Source organism: Paenimyroides marinum (assembly GCF_900108395.1).
In the GTDB taxonomy this organism is placed as follows: domain Bacteria; phylum Bacteroidota; class Bacteroidia; order Flavobacteriales; family Flavobacteriaceae; genus Flavobacterium; species Flavobacterium marinum.
Map to the genome: position 1 here is coordinate 1 of NZ_FNXE01000053.1, position 15,663 is coordinate 15,663.

18 protein-coding genes and 1 pseudogene are annotated in these 15,663 nt (G+C 33.6%); 3 read left to right on the forward strand and 16 right to left on the reverse strand.

Going from position 1 to position 15,663, the window contains the following annotated elements:
* A partial coding sequence (locus tag BLW20_RS13060) for a hypothetical protein (protein WP_218143525.1) occupies nucleotides 1–340 on the forward strand: 340 nt, incomplete at its 5' end.
* A gap of 9 nt (nucleotides 341–349) precedes the next feature.
* On the opposite strand, the gene murI is transcribed toward BLW20_RS13060, so the two are convergent.
* The 14 genes from murI to hemA all read right to left on the reverse strand — a co-directional run bounded on the left by murI (nucleotide 350) and on the right by hemA (nucleotide 11,741).
* Nucleotides 350–1,132 carry a glutamate racemase gene (gene murI / locus BLW20_RS13065; protein WP_091102080.1) on the reverse strand — a complete coding sequence of 261 codons (783 nt, stop codon included), beginning with the start codon at nucleotides 1,130–1,132 and terminating at the stop codon, nucleotides 350–352.
* 65 nt (nucleotides 1,133–1,197) lie between these two features.
* The gene (gene hemB / locus BLW20_RS13070; protein ID WP_091102083.1) at nucleotides 1,198–2,199 is read right to left on the reverse strand and encodes a porphobilinogen synthase; all 1,002 of its coding nucleotides are present in this window, start codon (nucleotides 2,197–2,199) and stop codon (nucleotides 1,198–1,200) included.
* A gap of 11 nt (nucleotides 2,200–2,210) precedes the next feature.
* Nucleotides 2,211–3,302 (reverse strand): serine hydrolase domain-containing protein, encoded by a 1,092-nt coding sequence (locus BLW20_RS13075; protein ID WP_091102086.1) that lies wholly within the window; start codon nucleotides 3,300–3,302, stop codon nucleotides 2,211–2,213.
* A gap of 4 nt (nucleotides 3,303–3,306) precedes the next feature.
* Nucleotides 3,307–3,450 (reverse strand): four helix bundle protein, encoded by a 144-nt coding sequence (locus BLW20_RS13080; protein WP_091102091.1) that lies wholly within the window; start codon nucleotides 3,448–3,450, stop codon nucleotides 3,307–3,309.
* Nucleotides 3,451–3,557: 107 nt separating this feature from the next.
* Nucleotides 3,558–4,460 (reverse strand): oxygen-dependent coproporphyrinogen oxidase, encoded by a 903-nt coding sequence (gene hemF / locus BLW20_RS13085; RefSeq protein ID WP_091102095.1) that lies wholly within the window; start codon nucleotides 4,458–4,460, stop codon nucleotides 3,558–3,560.
* Nucleotides 4,461–4,673: 213 nt separating this feature from the next.
* Nucleotides 4,674–5,225 (reverse strand): transposase, encoded by a 552-nt coding sequence (locus BLW20_RS13090; protein ID WP_091102099.1) that lies wholly within the window; start codon nucleotides 5,223–5,225, stop codon nucleotides 4,674–4,676.
* Nucleotides 5,226–5,500: 275 nt separating this feature from the next.
* The gene (locus tag BLW20_RS13095) at nucleotides 5,501–5,812 is read right to left on the reverse strand and encodes a hypothetical protein (RefSeq protein WP_143037808.1); all 312 of its coding nucleotides are present in this window, start codon (nucleotides 5,810–5,812) and stop codon (nucleotides 5,501–5,503) included.
* 34 nt (nucleotides 5,813–5,846) lie between these two features.
* On the reverse strand, nucleotides 5,847–6,269 hold the full coding sequence (locus BLW20_RS13100; RefSeq protein WP_143037809.1) for a hypothetical protein: 423 nt from the start codon (nucleotides 6,267–6,269) through the stop codon (nucleotides 5,847–5,849).
* A gap of 353 nt (nucleotides 6,270–6,622) precedes the next feature.
* A complete protein-coding gene (locus BLW20_RS13110) occupies nucleotides 6,623–6,982 on the reverse strand; it encodes a hypothetical protein (protein WP_091102113.1) in 360 nt (119 codons plus the stop codon).
* A 92-nt stretch (nucleotides 6,983–7,074) separates the two neighbouring features.
* Nucleotides 7,075–7,623 carry a transposase gene (locus BLW20_RS13115; RefSeq protein ID WP_091102115.1) on the reverse strand — a complete coding sequence of 183 codons (549 nt, stop codon included), beginning with the start codon at nucleotides 7,621–7,623 and terminating at the stop codon, nucleotides 7,075–7,077.
* 70 nt (nucleotides 7,624–7,693) lie between these two features.
* The gene (hemE, locus tag BLW20_RS13120; RefSeq protein WP_091102119.1) at nucleotides 7,694–8,728 is read right to left on the reverse strand and encodes a uroporphyrinogen decarboxylase; all 1,035 of its coding nucleotides are present in this window, start codon (nucleotides 8,726–8,728) and stop codon (nucleotides 7,694–7,696) included.
* 22 nt (nucleotides 8,729–8,750) lie between these two features.
* A complete protein-coding gene (locus BLW20_RS13125; RefSeq protein WP_091102123.1) occupies nucleotides 8,751–9,455 on the reverse strand; it encodes a uroporphyrinogen-III synthase in 705 nt (234 codons plus the stop codon).
* 110 nt (nucleotides 9,456–9,565) lie between these two features.
* On the reverse strand, nucleotides 9,566–10,489 hold the full coding sequence (gene hemC, locus BLW20_RS13130) for a hydroxymethylbilane synthase (protein ID WP_091102127.1): 924 nt from the start codon (nucleotides 10,487–10,489) through the stop codon (nucleotides 9,566–9,568).
* Nucleotides 10,482–11,741, reverse strand: coding sequence for a glutamyl-tRNA reductase (gene hemA / locus BLW20_RS13135; protein ID WP_091102130.1), 1,260 nt, complete (start codon nucleotides 11,739–11,741; stop codon nucleotides 10,482–10,484). Before hemA ends, hemC begins: the two co-directional genes overlap by 8 nt.
* Before the next feature lie 230 nt (nucleotides 11,742–11,971).
* On the opposite strand from hemA, the gene BLW20_RS13140 reads away from it, so the two are divergent.
* Complete coding sequence (locus BLW20_RS13140; protein WP_091102134.1) at nucleotides 11,972–12,847, forward strand: helix-turn-helix transcriptional regulator; 876 nt, start codon at nucleotides 11,972–11,974, stop codon at nucleotides 12,845–12,847.
* A 451-nt stretch (nucleotides 12,848–13,298) separates the two neighbouring features.
* On the opposite strand, the gene BLW20_RS13145 is transcribed toward BLW20_RS13140, so the two are convergent.
* Both BLW20_RS13145 and BLW20_RS13150 read right to left on the reverse strand, forming a co-directional pair.
* Nucleotides 13,299–13,700: a hypothetical protein gene (locus BLW20_RS13145; protein ID WP_091102138.1), complete on the reverse strand. Its 402-nt coding sequence runs from the start codon at nucleotides 13,698–13,700 to the stop codon at nucleotides 13,299–13,301.
* A gap of 375 nt (nucleotides 13,701–14,075) precedes the next feature.
* A complete protein-coding gene (locus BLW20_RS13150) occupies nucleotides 14,076–15,170 on the reverse strand; it encodes a Fic family protein (RefSeq protein WP_091102141.1) in 1,095 nt (364 codons plus the stop codon).
* Between the two features lie 234 nt (nucleotides 15,171–15,404).
* On the opposite strand from BLW20_RS13150, the pseudogene BLW20_RS13155 reads away from it, so the two are divergent.
* Nucleotides 15,405–15,663: pseudogene (locus tag BLW20_RS13155) on the forward strand (IS1182 family transposase); the annotation flags it as partial.

A 15,663-nucleotide genomic window follows, 5' to 3' on the forward strand; every position in this document is an offset into this window, starting at 1 on the left:
TGCAGAAGAAAAGGCTCGTTTAGAAGCAGAAGCTCAAGCTAAGAAAGAAGCAGAAGAAAAATCTCGATTAGAAGCCGAAGCCAAAAAACAACAAGCTTTAAAAGAGCTCGAAGAAAAGAAAAATAATGAGAATATAGATTCTGATTTTATTAATAAATTGGAACAGGATTTTAAAAACAGCATCAATAATCCTAAAATAAAGAGGGTATTGATAGAAGGTAAAGAAGTTACAAAGAAAGAAGCACTGAAATTAAGTGTTTTCGATGTCGAAACTTCTATAATCACCTTTGATAAGGTAAATGGAGATGGTACTTTAGAAATTAAACTGACAAAGAAATAACTATAGATGTCAAAAATCTAATTTTTCGGCAATACCGGAACCGTTGATAAAACTCTGTAAAATCCCAACATCTTTATTGGTATAAAATTTTGAGTAACCCGGCAGCTTATCGGTTTTAAGCAAATTGTTTTCGTCTAAAATTTTCAAGGTGCGTTTGGCAACAGCTTCGCTGGAATCTATTACTTTAAGGGTAGAAGGCAGAAATTTCTTTAAAACCGGTAACAGGTAAGGGTAGTGTGTACAACCCAACACCAAATGGTCGATATTTTGTTCAATCATTGGGGTAAGATATGATTTTAAAAGACCTTCTAATTCAGCGGAATATAAATCACCGTTTTCAATTAGTTGCACAATACCATAACCAATTTGATTGATAAATTCAACATTAGGATAAAGTGTTTGTGCTTCGGTATATTTCTTACTTTTTAAGGTACCTTGTGTTGCCAGAACGCCAACTTTACCCGTTTTAGTATGTAATGCCGCCGGTTTAATAGCGGGCTCAATTCCTATAATGGGAATATTGTAGGTGTTCCGCAATTCTGAAACAGCATTGGTAGTTGCGGTATTACAAGCAACAATAATGATTTTGGCATTTTGTTGTAAAAGCAATTCCGTATTCTTCTTTGATAACTCAATGATTTCTTCTTTTGATCTTTGCCCGTACGGAGCATTAATACTATCCCCCAAAAAAATCGTATTTTCATAAGGCAATAGTTTATGAATAGCGTGCCAAATAGTTGTTCCACCGATTCCCGAATCAAATAGACCTAAAGGTCGTGTATCATTTTTCATAGTCAACAAAAATAAAAAAACTACCTGGATTGTTCAGATAGTTTATGATATTTTAGGTTCAATTTTTAATCAAGATTATTTAAAAGTATCGCCGCTTCTTTCGCAAAATAAGTTGAAATCAAACTTGCTCCCGCACGTTTAATGCACATTAGCTGTTCCATCATAATTTTGTCGTGGTCGAGCCAGCCTTTTTCGGCAGCTGCTTTAATCATTGCATATTCGCCTGAAACGTGATATACAGCCACAGGCACATTTACAGCATCTTTCACTTCACGGACAATGTCCAAATAGGCCGTTCCGGGTTTTACCATCACCATATCGGCACCTTCTTCGGCGTCCCAAACCGCTTCTTTAATGGCTTCGATGCGGTTGGCATAATCCATTTGATAGGTTTTCTTATCTTTTGGAACAACTTCGCCCGTTTCTTTTGGTGCAGAATCCAACGCATCACGGAAAGGTCCGTAAAAAGCAGAAGCATATTTGGCGGAATAACTCATAATGCCCACATTGTGAAATCCTGCGGAATCTAACCCTTCACGCATACGTAAAATACGTCCGTCCATCATATCGCTTGGTGCAACAAAATCAGCTCCGGCTTGGGCGTGCGAAACCGCCATTTTTACTAAAGCATCTACGGTGGAATCGTTTTCAACAGCACCATTTTTGATGATGCCGTCGTGTCCGTACATTGAATAAGGGTCTAACGCCACATCGGGCATCACAATTATTTCGGGACAAGCGGTTTTAATCGCACGAATAGCACGTTGCATCAATCCATCGGGATTCCACGCTTCTTTGCCGGTATTGTCTTTTAAATCGTCGCTTACTTTTACGTAAATATTTACCGCTCGAATACCTAAATCATACAATTCTTGCACTTCTTTCACGGTTAAATCTATCGAACGACGAAAAATTCCGGGCATTGACGGAATTTCAATTTCTTGATTTTCGCCCTCAACGATAAACATCGGGAACATAAAATCTGCCGGACTTAAATTGGTTTCACGAACCAAACTTCTAATCGATTCGTTTTGTCTTAATCTTCTGCTTCTGTGTAATGGGAACATAGTTTTTTATTTTAGTTGTCAGCTGTCAGTTTTTTGTTTACATCCAAGTTTATTAAATCAGAAAAAATTTTACCTATTATTTTGTCATTATAAGTGTTTGATAATAATATAAAAGATTCTTTGGTTTTCGGATCATAATATACGAGTGTTTGTGAAGTAAATGTTGAACCATTATGTCCTACAAATAATCTTTGCTCTTGATTTCTTAAGATGTATGTTGTTCTCATAATTCCTAATCCATAGTAAGAATTGTCAAAATTAAACATTGCGTTTTTTGTGTCTTCTGTAAGTAATTCTTCCGAAAGATACAAAGCATTAAGGAATTTATTTAAATCGTCTATATTCATACTTAATCCACCTGAGGCAATTATTTTGTCATAGTATCGGTTAAAAATATATGGTGAAAGTTCTTTATTATTATAAAAACCTTGGGCAACATTTGGTAAATTTGGAGAATAGAACCCATAAGCGTTTTCCATACCTAATTTATCAAAAATTCTTTTTTGTAATAGATGGTAAAATGGTTTTCTATTAACTGTTTCTAAAATATAACCCAACAACATATAATTGGTGTTAGAATAAGAATGTTTACCTTTTAATTGCTCATCGTAAGGTATTCTATTAAATCCAAATTCATAATTTGTAAGATGATAGGGATTCAAATATTCATTTGTGTCTAAAGTGTCTTTATAACTCGGCGATATACCACTTGTGTGACTAAGCAATTCTTTAACGGTTATTGATTTGGGTAATTCTTTAGGATAATCGACATAATTTTCAGGAAATCTTTTAACCAAAGAATCATTCAAAGAAATTCTGCCATCTTCAACATCTTGTAAAATCATTACGGCTGTAAAAGTTTTACTCAAACTACCAATGCTAAAAATATTTTGTCTGTTTACAAGTGTGTTTTCGTCTGCATAACCAATTCCTTGATAAAAAACTTCGCCTTTGCCGTTTTGATAAAGACAATTTATACCGTATTTTGGATTTGTAACGCTGTCTTTATAACTCATAACGATTCTTTTAAAATCACTTTGTGAGATTTGAGCATAACTAAAAGTTAAGTTGAGTAAAAAAATAGCTAATAAGTTGTATTTCATAGTTTTATAAGTTTTTAATTTGATGTAAACTTAAAATATTTTCTAAATCAGAAAGCTCTTCTCTTGGAAAACTATTCAACTCTTTGTATATTTCTAAAGTCAATTGATGAGATTTTTCCCAAACCTGTAATTTCTTATAATCTCTCATAATATTCTATCTTTATAGCTGTCAGTTGTCAGTAATCTGACTATTGATAGCTGATTTCTGTCCACTGATTCCTGATTTCTGTCCACTGATTCCTGATCGCTGAATTTTTACAGCCAATTTCTCGGTTTCTTCAACACCTTAACTAATTTCTCCTCCTCACTTCCAACTTCCGGTTGATAATCATATACCCACTGAACATTTGGCGGCAAACTCATTAAAATAGATTCAATACGTCCGTTGGTTTTTAAGCCGAAAATCGTGCCTTTGTCGTGTACCAAATTAAACTCCACATAACGCCCTCTACGAATTTCCTGCCAGGTTCTGTTGGCATCGGTATAAGGTAAATCTTTACGCTTTTCAACAATCGGAACATAAGAATCTAAAAAGCTGTTTCCGACTTCAGTTACAAAATTGTACCAGCTTTCCATCGGTTGTTCCTCTGATGCTGTTAAATGGTCAAAAAATAAACCGCCGATTCCGCGGGCTTCGTTGCGGTGTGCATTCCAGAAATACTCATCACATACTTTTTTGTATTTCGGGTAAAACTCGGGATGGTGCTTATCGCAAGCAGTTTTGCAAACCTGATGAAAATGTTTGGCGTCTTCTTCAAACAAATAATACGGTGTTAAATCTTGTCCGCCACCAAACCACGAATTGACCTTGTTACCTTTTTTATCATACATTTCAAAATACCGCCAATTTGCGTGAACCGTTGGCACCATTGGGTTTTTCGGGTGGATAACCAAACTTAATCCGCAAGCGAAAAAATCGACATCACCTACATTAAAAGCTTTTTGCATCGTTTCGGGTAATGCTCCGTGAACCGCGGAAATATTTACACCGCCTTTTTCAAAAACTGCTCCGTTTTCAATTACGCGTGTGCGTCCGCCACCGCCACCGGGACGTTCCCATATATCTTCACGGAATTTTGCTGTGCCGTCAACTTCTTCTAATTTAGAAGTTATAGTGTCTTGTAACTGTTGTATGTATTTATAAAATTTTTCTTTCATTGTTTGATGTTTTTTTCTGTTCCTGCAAGGTTTTTTTAAACCTTGCAGGAGAACAAATCTTCAAGTTTTTAAACTTCCTGTAAAGTTTTTTAAATCTTGTAGGTCTGTTTTATTTTGTTTTTTATACCTACAAGGTCTGCGAGACCTTGCAGGAGAACAAATCTTCAAGTTTTTAACTTCCTGTAAAGTTTTTTAAACCTTGTAGGTCTGTTGCTATTCAAGTAAATACTTGTCTTCTAATAAACTACTTTTTGTCTTATGACAAAAATCAAAGTTCTCTTTATCAAAAAATAATTCTAAAACGTTTTCTCTATCTAATTTTGTTGGCTTATTGGAAATGAAAGCTTGGTAGGAAGAAAACGTATAATTTTTATAGTCAACGTTAAGATGATGTGTTGGGTTTAAATGTATGTAAATAATTAAATTTCTTAAATAATCTTCATTGTCTAATTTTATTCTTTTGAAATGTTTTTCAAATAAACTTCCTGTTCTATTGTTTTGTTTATTAAAAGCTTTAACATAAGAGTTTAAAAAGTTTGAAAAACCTTGTGTAACATCTTTTCCGTTCGTATTTAATTGAATTAAAAAATGGAAATGATTGTCCATTAAACAATAAGCCAATAATGAAACCTTGTTAGTAAGATATTTATCAAATTGCTTTAAGAAAAATAACTTATTTTCTATATTTTCAAAAATATTCGTACCATTAATTCCTTTATTGTAAATATGATAATAGTAACCTTCTTCTAAAACTTCCAATTTCATATTTCTTATTTTATACCTACGAGTCTCGATGATTGTCTGCGTGTATGACCTTGCAGGAGAATCAACTTTCATATTTTAACTTCCTGCAAGGTTTTTTTTAACCTTGTAGGTCTGCTTTTTTCTTTTCACATCTACAAGGTCTTTGAGACCTTGCAGGAGAACAAACCATCAAGTTTTTTAAGCCTTGTAGGTCTGTTTTATTTCATTTTTTATACCTACAAAGTCCCGATGATTGTCTAGGTGTATGACTTTACAGGATTTTACTGCGTAAAAAACTAAGTTAACAATAATAAATATCCTATAAAAACAATTCCAAACAAAACATAAGGAACAGTCACGAATTCAAAATCTGTGCTGTATCTTATTTTATAAACTTTATTTATCATCGATAGAATGATTAAACATAAAGGAGCAAACAATAAAGCAAATATTAATAAAACTAAAGAAACATATCCTGCTCCTGAATTATCTGGAACAGAGGCTTTAAAAAAAGTGAATCCCAGGATAAATACCAACCATAAAAAATGGATGATAAGCACTGGATAATTGTATTTATTTTTTACTTTAATCATCTCTCTTGTTTTCATACCTACAAGGTCTGTAAGACCTTGCAGGAAATTCTTAAAACCTCTCAATCTTATTCATAGTTATTCTTGTCAAAATCAAAGCTATAAAAGTAAGACTAACGATATTAGGTAACATAAACACAAGCCACTCATCTATTTCTTCAATATTAAAAATCCATTCTCTTGCAGGTGCTTGTCCTATAAAAGTCATAAATATGAAGAAACCGATAATACCTAATCCAAGTAAGATTAAGTTTGTTTTATAATATTTCTCTTGTAATCCTCTTAATAAAGAGAGTAATCCTAAATAACCGCAAATTCCAAATGCAAAACAGAGAAGTATTAATAAATCTGTCAAATCAATCTTATTCATTTCTAATAAGATAACTCCACCATAAAGTAGCGTTAAAAACAATAGATATGTTGCAGGAATAAGTCCTGATAAAACAAATAATATATATAAAACCCTTTTTGTCACAACTTCCCAATCTTATTTAGAATTTATCTTTCATTTGTTGTGTTAGATTTTGAATTAAGTTAAAGATATATACAATAAAAAAGCTCCAAATAAAAATCCAAGTATTATATACGGAATTGCAATAAACTCAAAATCGGCATTGTATCTATGTTTTGTTATTTTGTTTGTAATTGCAACAATGATTAAACAAACAGGTGCTAATAAAAGAGCCGAAATAATCAAAGCTATATCTACAAAAACTTCTCCGCACAGGTTGTTTGGTTTTCTGAATATAACAAAAAAAATAACGAATATCAGCCATAATAAATTGACTAATAATATGGGGTAGTTATATTTATTCTGAGCTTTTATCATTACAACTTCCCAATCTTATTCATAATCTCAAAAGAGAACATTTTACTTTCTTTCTGAATAAATTCATACAAATGTTTGGCACGTTCTTTTAACAATTGATTAGGCTGTTTTGCATCTAAACCGACCAAAATATCCGCCAGTTTTTCCATGTGTTCCCATGGAAATTGCAAATCTATCAATTGCGTAAAAAGCAAATTTTCTTCCTTTTCCAGAACATCGCTTTTGGATAAACCGGTTTCTTCTAAAGTTGTCCAAAAAACGTCTTCTTTCCAGTTTTCGGGTACAAACGTAATTCCCGAAAGTTTTTGCAGAATGGAATTTAAGCGTTGTTGTATTTCGTCTTTTTTACTTGTGAGCATATTTTTTGTTTTCTCCTGCAAGGTCTCCAAGACCTTGTAGGTGTTTATTATTTTCTTTTTTTTAATAAGGTTTTTAAAACCTTGCAGGAACGTTATTCGAATGTATAAGTTTCGTTTAAAAATTCCTGTCTTGCTGAATGACAACATACAAAATTATCGAAACCACCGAACAATTCTATCACTTCATTTCTTGCTAATGCTGTCGGTTTATTTGATAAAAAGGTTGCATAAGAAGAAAAATGAAATTTTGTAAAATCCTGATTTAAATGATGCGTTGGATTCAAATGCACATAAACAATCAAGTTTCGCAAATATACTTCACTTTCTAATCGAACTCTTTTAAAGTGTTTTTCAAACAAACTACCTGTTCGGTTTTGCTGTTTATTAAACGCTTTTGCATAAGCATTAAAAAAATTAGAAACCTTTTGTATTAGTTCTGTATCGTTTTCAATTCGGATTACTAAATGAAAATGGTTATCCATTAAACAATAAGCAAACACCGAAATATGTGGGATTAAATAATGTTTTAATCGACTTAAGAAATATCTTTTATTATCATTATTAGAAAAGATATCACAACCATTAATTCCACGATTGTAAATATGATAACAATATCCTTTTTCTAATATTTCTAATTTCATTTTGGTTTTAATTTCTTTCCTGTAAGGTATTCAAGACCTTGTAGGTGTTTTTATTCATACCTACAAGGTTTTAAAACCTTGCAGGATTATACTCCTTCACAGCCTCTACAAACGCTTTGGCGTGGTCAACCGGAATGTTTGGTAAAATTCCGTGCCCTAAATTTACGATATATTTGTCTTTTCCAAATTCATCAATCATTTCGTGAACCATTTTTTTAATGGTAGGAATCGGCGAAAGCAATCTCGACGGGTCAAAATTTCCTTGTAAGGTAATGTTTCCACCTGAAAGATAACGAGCGTTACGAGCCGAACACGTCCAATCAACACCCAATGCCGATGCTTTGGAACGAGCCATATCGCCCAAGGCAAACCAACAGCCTTTTCCAAAGACGATAACTTCGGTTTCATCTGCCAATGCTTCTACAATTTGATTGATGTATTTCCAGGAAAATTCCTGATAATCTACCGGAGAAAGCATTCCGCCCCACGAATCAAAAATCTGAACGGCATTGACACCCGCTTTTACTTTTTCTTTTAAATATAAAATGGTGGTATCGGTAATTTTTTGCAACAAGGCGTGTGCTGCTTCGGGTTGTGAAAAACAGAATCCTTTGGCTTTGTCAAAACTTTTCGAACCTTTTCCTTCTACGGCATAGCAGAAAATTGTCCATGGAGAACCGGCAAAACCAATCAACGGAACTTCATCGTTCAGCATTTCTTTGGTTACTTTAACGGCATCCATCACATAACCCAATGTTTCTTCGATGTTTGGAACAATAACTTCTTCTACATCAGCTGCTGAGCGGATAGGATTTGGCAACCAAGGACCAACATTTTCTTTCATTTCTACTTCGATATTCATCGCTTGAGGAACCACTAAAATATCAGAAAACAAAATCGCTGCATCGGGTTTTACAATTCTGATAGGTTGTACTGTGATTTCGGCAGCAATTTCGGGCATTCTGCAACGTGTAAAGAAATCGTATTTGTCGCGCAATGCACGAAATTCAGGTAAGTATCTTCCTGCCTGACGCATCATCCAAACCGGCGGACGCTCTATCGTTTCTCCTTTTAAAGCTCTTAGAAATAAATCGTTTTTTAACATTTTTTAGTTTAAGGTTTTAAGTTTAAAGTTTAAGGTTGTTCTCGGAAAACTTTGAGCCTTGAACTTTAAACGTTAAACAAATTAATTTAATTAAATCTTCAACCGTTTGCTGATTGGCAATCACAATGTTTTGTGTAATCCCTTTCAGTGCATCTGCAGTTGTTGTGCCAATACAAAAACATATTTGATGGGTAATCGTATTGTTTTTTAAATAACTTTTAACGCCCGACGGACTGAAAAACAGAATTCCATCTGTTTTTGCTTCAATTGTTACTGATGATTCATCGTTTTGATATACTAAATATTCATCAAAAGAAATGTCTTTTTCCTGCATTGCTTCGGGCAACGTGTTTCTACGCAGATTTCCGGCAAAAAAAGCAATATGTTTTTTAGAAAATTTTTGTTGAATAATCGGTGCTAAATCTTGGGCATATTCTTCCATTGCCAAAACACGAAATCCATTTTTCTCTAAAAGTTGTTTGGTTTTTATTCCTACACAAATAGCTGGAATGGTTTTCAAAATTGCTGCTTTTTCGTTGTTTAATACACTTTCCACCGCATTTTGAGAAGTAAACAACAACAAATCAGGAAGTTTTTTTAATTGAAAAGGAAGTAATGAAATTTTGATAAAATCTGCTTCAACCACAGAAAAACCGGCATTCAAAATAAAATCCTTTTGATTACTCTGTAATTTTTTTGTTGATACTATGCTGATTTTGTTTTCCATTTTATTCACGTTTTTTTGTCAAGCTGAATTTATTTCAGCTTCTCATTCATCATCTATTCAAATAAATTTATAAGATTCAGAAACAAGTTCGCAATGACAAACAAAAAAGACTACTTCTTTAATTGTTCTTTCAATTCTTTCATCAAAGCTTCGCCACCATTTTCCAAAATTTCTTTAGCGGCATAGAAGCCTAATTTTTTCCATTCGTTAATCGGAACAGTTTTTTCGATTTCAAACTTTTGCTTTCCATCTAACGAAAGTAAAATTCCTTTAAAGTGTAAGGTATCATCGTGCTCGTTGTATTTTGCAATGGCTCCAATGGGTGCCGTACAACCGCCTTCGAGTGTTCTTAAAAACTGTCGTTCGATATAAGTAGTGATTTCAGATTCGATATCATTTAACTGTGCAACGGCATCTAATACAAAATTGTCATTTTCCATCGCAACCACCAACATAGCTCCTTGTGCCGGCGCAGGAATCATCCAGTCTAAATTGATAAATTCGGAAGGCTTTAAATTGATACGCTCCAGTCCTGCTGCGGCAAAAATAGCTCCGTTCCAATTATTGTCTTTTAATTTTTGCATACGGGTATTTACATTTCCACGTAAATCTTCCACTTTGTGTGTGGGATATTTGTTGAGCCATTGGGCTTTTCTGCGTAATGAACCTGTTGCAATGGTTCCGTTGGAATTTAAAAAATCGGTATCGCCCTTATGAACTAAAAGATCCAAAACATTGGCACGTTGTAAAACGGCTGCCTGCACAATTCCTTGTGGCAACGCCGTAGGAACATCTTTCATAGAATGAACGGCAATATCTACTTTACCCGAAATCATTGCGACATCGAGGGTTTTAGTAAAAATACCGGTAATTCCTAATTCGTATAAAGGTTTGTCTAAAATAATATCACCATCAGATTTTACCGGAACAATTTCTGTTTTATAACCTAAATCGTTTAGTTTTTTCGATACGGTATTGGCTTGCCATAACGCTAATTCACTGTCGCGCGTGCCTATTTTTATTGTTTTACTCATTTTGTAAGGTTGCTAACTGGAAAACTTTTTCTATCAATTCAATACTTTCATCTACTTCGGTTTCTTCGTTTTTTAAATGATTGGCAAAGTGAGTAGTTATCTTTTGAATGATACGGTTTGTGATGATTTCAGCCTGATCCTGATCAAAGTTTTCTATTTTCTTTTTTTGGTAATTCAGCTCGTTTTGTTTGATTTCCTCTAATTTGGCTTTTAACGCATTGATCGTCGGTGCAAATTTTCTTGCTTGTGTCCAGGTAATGAATTCCGCTTTAATTTCTTCGATAATCGTTAGTGCCTGCGGTACGTATTGTTTGCGTTTTTCTAAGGTGTCATCGGTCATTTGCGAAAGGGTGTCTAAATGAACCAGTTGTACCTGAGGTAGTTCCAACACGTTGGCGTTTACGTTTTTTGGGATTGATAAATCTAAAATCAGCAATGGTTTTTTAAGGTTTAGTAATTCTTTATCAATGGTAGGATTTTGCGCACCTGTAGCTACAATCAGCACATCTGTATTTTGAATTTCGGCTTGTAAATCGGCATAATCTTTAACGATGAGATTGAATTTTCCGGCTATTTTCTGTGCTTTGTCTTTGGTGCGGTTTATTAAAGTGATTTGGTTGTTCTTAGTGTGTTTTACTAAATTTTCACAAGTATTCCGGCCAATTTTTCCGGTTCCAAAAAGCAGGATGTTTTTTTCGTTAATGTTTTCAACATTGTTTAAAATGTAATGGACTGATGCGAACGATACCGATGTGGCACCTGTACTTATTTCGGTTTCATTTTTAATACGCTTACTTGCCTGAATAACCGAATTTACCAAACGTTCAAAATAATTGTTGGTTAAACCTTTTTGGCGTGCAGTAATAAAGCCGTTTTTAACCTGACTGATGATTTCGAAATCACCTAAAATCTGACTGTCCATCCCTGTACCCACTTTAAACAAATGTGCCACAGCTTCATTGTTTTTGTGTACGTAAGCAACACGCTGAAAATCATCAACGGTTCCGTTACTGTGTTTGCACAATAAAGAAATTAACTGGAAAGGATGTTCGGCAAAACCATAAAGCTCGGTTCTGTTACAGGTAGAAATAGCCATTATCGAAGGAATACCTTCTAACAAAGCATCTTCTAACAAATTAGATTTTGCTTCGTCAGTTAAACTAAATTTACCTCTCATTTCGGCATCGGCTTTTTTGTAATTTAAACCAACCACATAAAAATGCGATGCTTTTGTATTGTTGTAGTTCTTCATTCTTTACTTCGTATAATAAAGCAGTACAAATTTAGTTTCAATTGTTTGATTAAAATAACGCTGTAAGGACTAAATATACCTCTAAAGTTTTTTTGCGGTATTTTTAAGGGATATTTGTTATAAAACCTTATATTTGCTATGTTTTTGATTAACGGAGGGGGTAAAATTTAGAATAATTCTAAATAGATTACAGCCGATATAATTTATCTATCATTTTATAAAATAACGCTATGGGAACTCATGAAGATGTGATTTTAGAAGACGATTTTATTTGCTTGCGATTAAAGAATGAATCTAATGAAATTCAATCAGTTACAAAAGAAACTGGTAGCAATATCATACAATTTCATTTTGTTTTAAAAGGTATGGGGAACTTTCAGTTTAACAACGGCACGTACAATATTCCGGTAAATGAAGAAAGTTGTTTAACCTTATACAATCCGCAACGCAGCTTGCCTATTCATTTAGAATTACAACCAAATTCGTGGATTGTTTCAATTATCATTTCTATTAAAAAATTTCATAGTTTGTTTTCTACCGAAGCCGAATTTTTTCCTTTTTTAAATAAAGATGCAATCGACCGGAAACATTATGAACAAGGCAATATCACACCGTCTATGTCTGTTGTTTTATATCAAATTATGAATTTTAACCTGCATTCGTCTGTTAAAAAATTGTACTACAAAGCGAAAGTGTATGAATTGTTGAGTCTTTTATTTAATAAGCCTGAAGGAACAAACGACGAAAGCTGTCCGTTTAAAGCCGATGAAGAAGACACCATAAAAATTAAGCAGGCTAAGGATATCCTGCTGAAAAATATGGCAGAACCGCCTACGTTGCTGGAATTGGCAGATGAGGTAGGAATTAACATTAAAAAACTGAAACAAGGTTTTAAACAAGTATATGGAGACACGGTTTACGGTTTTTTGTTTGATTATAAAATGGAATATGCCCGAAAATTGTTAGACAGCGGTACGTACAACGTAAATGAAGTGGGAAGTAAAATTGGTTACAGCACCGCCAGTCATTTCATTGCGGCGTTTAAAAAGAAATTTGGAACCACGCCTAAAAAATATTTAATGTCGTTGATTGCAGATTATAATTAATTACCTATTTATCTGAAGCTTATGTTTTAAGATTACCGTTTTATTTTAATACGATTAACCTAAAATTGTTGTTGATCTTTAGTAGCCTCAAAGTTGTGTAATATAAAGGTTTTTTCATAGGTTATTTTGTTTTTGAAATATAAGTTTCCGTTTACGTAAACCAATATTCTTTTACGATAGATTTTCCCTATTTGCTTTGTTCAATCTTTTAGATTGATGTATTTCCAATTTTGATTGCGTTTGAGCGAGAATTTTGATTATTTGAATGTTGTCAGAAAACACACTTTTACGACTTAAAAAACGATGATTACAACTATGCTATTTTTGTTTTTCTGAATTTATGTCAAAAAAAAATTCGCTTAAAACGGTTTAACAAGGTCAGATAGTTTAATTTTTATCTGAAATGTCGAGTTGTGCAACGGTTACCGATGTTATGCGTTCGGTTTTTTATTTATGGTTGAATTCCGTCTTTTTTTTTCATTTCTGTTATGAACTCTTCTGCATTTTTAAACTTTCCTTTGTTAGGAAGTTGAACTTCACAACAAAAAAAACCTTTTATAAACTCCAATTTTCCGTTTGGTAATTCAAAAAGAGTTCCTCCAATATCTTGGCTTATGTGATGAGTTTGAAACCAGTATTTTATTTTTGTAGAATCTTCTAAGGTAATTATACCAAATTCAATTCCATCTTTGGTAAATTCTCTTTTTACATTTTTGTCAAAACCAACTTGTAATTCTTTTTCATCAAATTTTGTTGAGTTTCTTACCTCTAATAATTTATTTTCAGTTTTATTCTGACAAGAACATAAGCCGATTAAAAGAATACATAAAAAGTAAAAATTAATTTTCCTCATTTTTAAGATAGAGTTGGTCAAAACTAAAGCCCTAGTCGTTGGCTAAATTAAAGAAAAAGTTAAATTTGAAAAACATTCGGCGGGAAAAAAGCACAAAAGCTGAAGTTTGCACTTAACCCGCCATTTTGTCAATGCGATGTTGAACTAAACCTCCGGTAGTTTTCGCTGTATTTGTGCTTTGTTGCATCGAAAAACAGTGCAAAAACAACAAAACAGCACAAGTTTAAACACAAAAAAAGCAGTAATGCTAAAATTACTGCCGGTATATCTTAAAGCTACACTTCGAAAACGCCATAATACATGATAAGCTCCCGATGTTCCGTTCAACGGGCCTTCATCTCATGCCCTCCGGGCAAGACGAAGGCTTAATTATTATTAGCGGCTGTTCTTTTCTTCCAATATTTTCAGTAGTCGCTGATTCAGATACAATTTCTCTTTCCCAACTTTTACCGATTTCAAAAATCCGTTTTCTTCCAATGTCTGTAAATAACTTCCTACTGTTTTCGGGTTTCCGATGTTTTCGTTAATCAAGTGTTGGCGTTTGGTATAAGGCAAACGAAACAAAATTTCAACCAAATCTTTTGAATAAATTTTGGGCAATTTTATTTTGATTTCGTTTGCCGTCTTGTCCATTGTTGTTGTGATTTTGTTCAAGCGTTCCAAACCTTTGTTTGAAGTTTCTTCAATCATATCCAACATATACAAAATGTAACTTTCCCAATCATTGTTTTCGGTTACGCTACGCAAACTCTTGTAATAATCTGCTTTGTTTTTGATGATGTATTCGCTTAAATATATGGCTGGTGTGTCAAGTAATCCCGAAAGTTTGAGGTATAGCAATAATAAAATCCGTCCTGTTCTTCCGTTACCGTCAGCAAAAGGGTGGATTGCTTCAAATTGATAGTGCATTAACGCCATTTTGATAAGTGGGTCAATACTTTCATCTTCGTTAATAAACTTTTCCAAGTTTGCCAACTTCTCACGAATTATTGGCTCTCCGCTTGGTGGTGTATAAATTACTTCACCTTTTGTGTTGCTTAATGTTGTTCCGGGTGTAACCCGAATGGAAGCGGTGTTTTGCTTAATACATTGAACAATACTAATACAAAGATTTGTTGTGATAAACGGTTTTTTCTTTAACTGTTCTAAGCCTAACCAAAGTGCTTCTTTGTAACTCAACACTTCTTTGGTAGCTGAATTTTCCACTTTTTTATCAGCAACCAATGATTTGTAAAGTTCATCATTTGTAGTGATGATATTTTCAACTTCTGAACTTGCTTTTGCTTCCTGCAAATAAATTGTGTCTAAAAACAAAGTTGGATTTGGTAAATTCAACAAAGTTCCGTTCAGTTGAGCCAATGCTCTACCTGCAGAAATCGTTTTACGAAGTATTTCTTTTGTTTCTATATCTGCCTTTGGCGGTAGCAATGGCAGGTCGTTATACGGTATTTCTCTATTGAATTTGCCCATTTTGTTCAAGGGTAAATTTTACTCTCGTTTTTAATACAAGGGTAAAAATACTAAAAATTTACTCTCGTTCAAAACATAAGGGCAAATTTTACCCTCGTTCGTTTTGTTGTTGAGGGATGGGTGGCATTGAGATATAATAGCCGCTAACGTCAGTCTGTGAAAAAAGTACACAAACTCCTTTCAAATATAGTTAATATTTCATAAATTCATTAGGTATTCATAATTCACGGTTTTATGCCTATAATCAATGGTTTAGATAGACACCAACTTACATTCTCTAGTTTAGAAGCTACTATTGCTACCGATAATGATGACCGATTTATAGATGCTTTTATAGATAAGTTAGATCTTCAGCAACTAGGCGTTCGCTCTTTAACTTCCTCGGATAAAAAGAAAGAAGGTCGGTCATCTTTTAGTGATTCTTTATTTCTCAAACTCTATCTTTATGCTTACCTCAATGGCATTCGCAGCAGCAGAAAGCTTGAGCGTGAAG

Coding starts and splice junctions, on each gene's coding strand:
- murI (WP_091102080.1), bottom strand. CDS start 1,132: ATGAAAAATGATACACGACCTTTAGGTCTATTTGATTCGGGAATCGGT.
- hemB (WP_091102083.1), bottom strand. CDS start 2,199: ATGTTCCCATTACACAGAAGCAGAAGATTAAGACAAAACGAATCGATT.
- BLW20_RS13075 (WP_091102086.1), bottom strand. CDS start 3,302: ATGAAATACAACTTATTAGCTATTTTTTTACTCAACTTAACTTTTAGT.
- BLW20_RS13080 (WP_091102091.1), bottom strand. CDS start 3,450: ATGAGAGATTATAAGAAATTACAGGTTTGGGAAAAATCTCATCAATTG.
- hemF (WP_091102095.1), bottom strand. CDS start 4,460: ATGAAAGAAAAATTTTATAAATACATACAACAGTTACAAGACACTATA.
- BLW20_RS13090 (WP_091102099.1), bottom strand. CDS start 5,225: ATGAAATTGGAAGTTTTAGAAGAAGGTTACTATTATCATATTTACAAT.
- BLW20_RS13095 (WP_143037808.1), bottom strand. CDS start 5,812: ATGAAAACAAGAGAGATGATTAAAGTAAAAAATAAATACAATTATCCA.
- BLW20_RS13110 (WP_091102113.1), bottom strand. CDS start 6,982: ATGCTCACAAGTAAAAAAGACGAAATACAACAACGCTTAAATTCCATT.
- BLW20_RS13115 (WP_091102115.1), bottom strand. CDS start 7,623: ATGAAATTAGAAATATTAGAAAAAGGATATTGTTATCATATTTACAAT.
- hemE (WP_091102119.1), bottom strand. CDS start 8,728: ATGTTAAAAAACGATTTATTTCTAAGAGCTTTAAAAGGAGAAACGATA.
- BLW20_RS13125 (WP_091102123.1), bottom strand. CDS start 9,455: ATGGAAAACAAAATCAGCATAGTATCAACAAAAAAATTACAGAGTAAT.
- hemC (WP_091102127.1), bottom strand. CDS start 10,489: ATGAGTAAAACAATAAAAATAGGCACGCGCGACAGTGAATTAGCGTTA.
- hemA (WP_091102130.1), bottom strand. CDS start 11,741: ATGAAGAACTACAACAATACAAAAGCATCGCATTTTTATGTGGTTGGT.
- BLW20_RS13140 (WP_091102134.1), top strand. CDS start 11,972: ATGGGAACTCATGAAGATGTGATTTTAGAAGACGATTTTATTTGCTTG.
- BLW20_RS13145 (WP_091102138.1), bottom strand. CDS start 13,700: ATGAGGAAAATTAATTTTTACTTTTTATGTATTCTTTTAATCGGCTTA.
- BLW20_RS13150 (WP_091102141.1), bottom strand. CDS start 15,170: ATGGGCAAATTCAATAGAGAAATACCGTATAACGACCTGCCATTGCTA.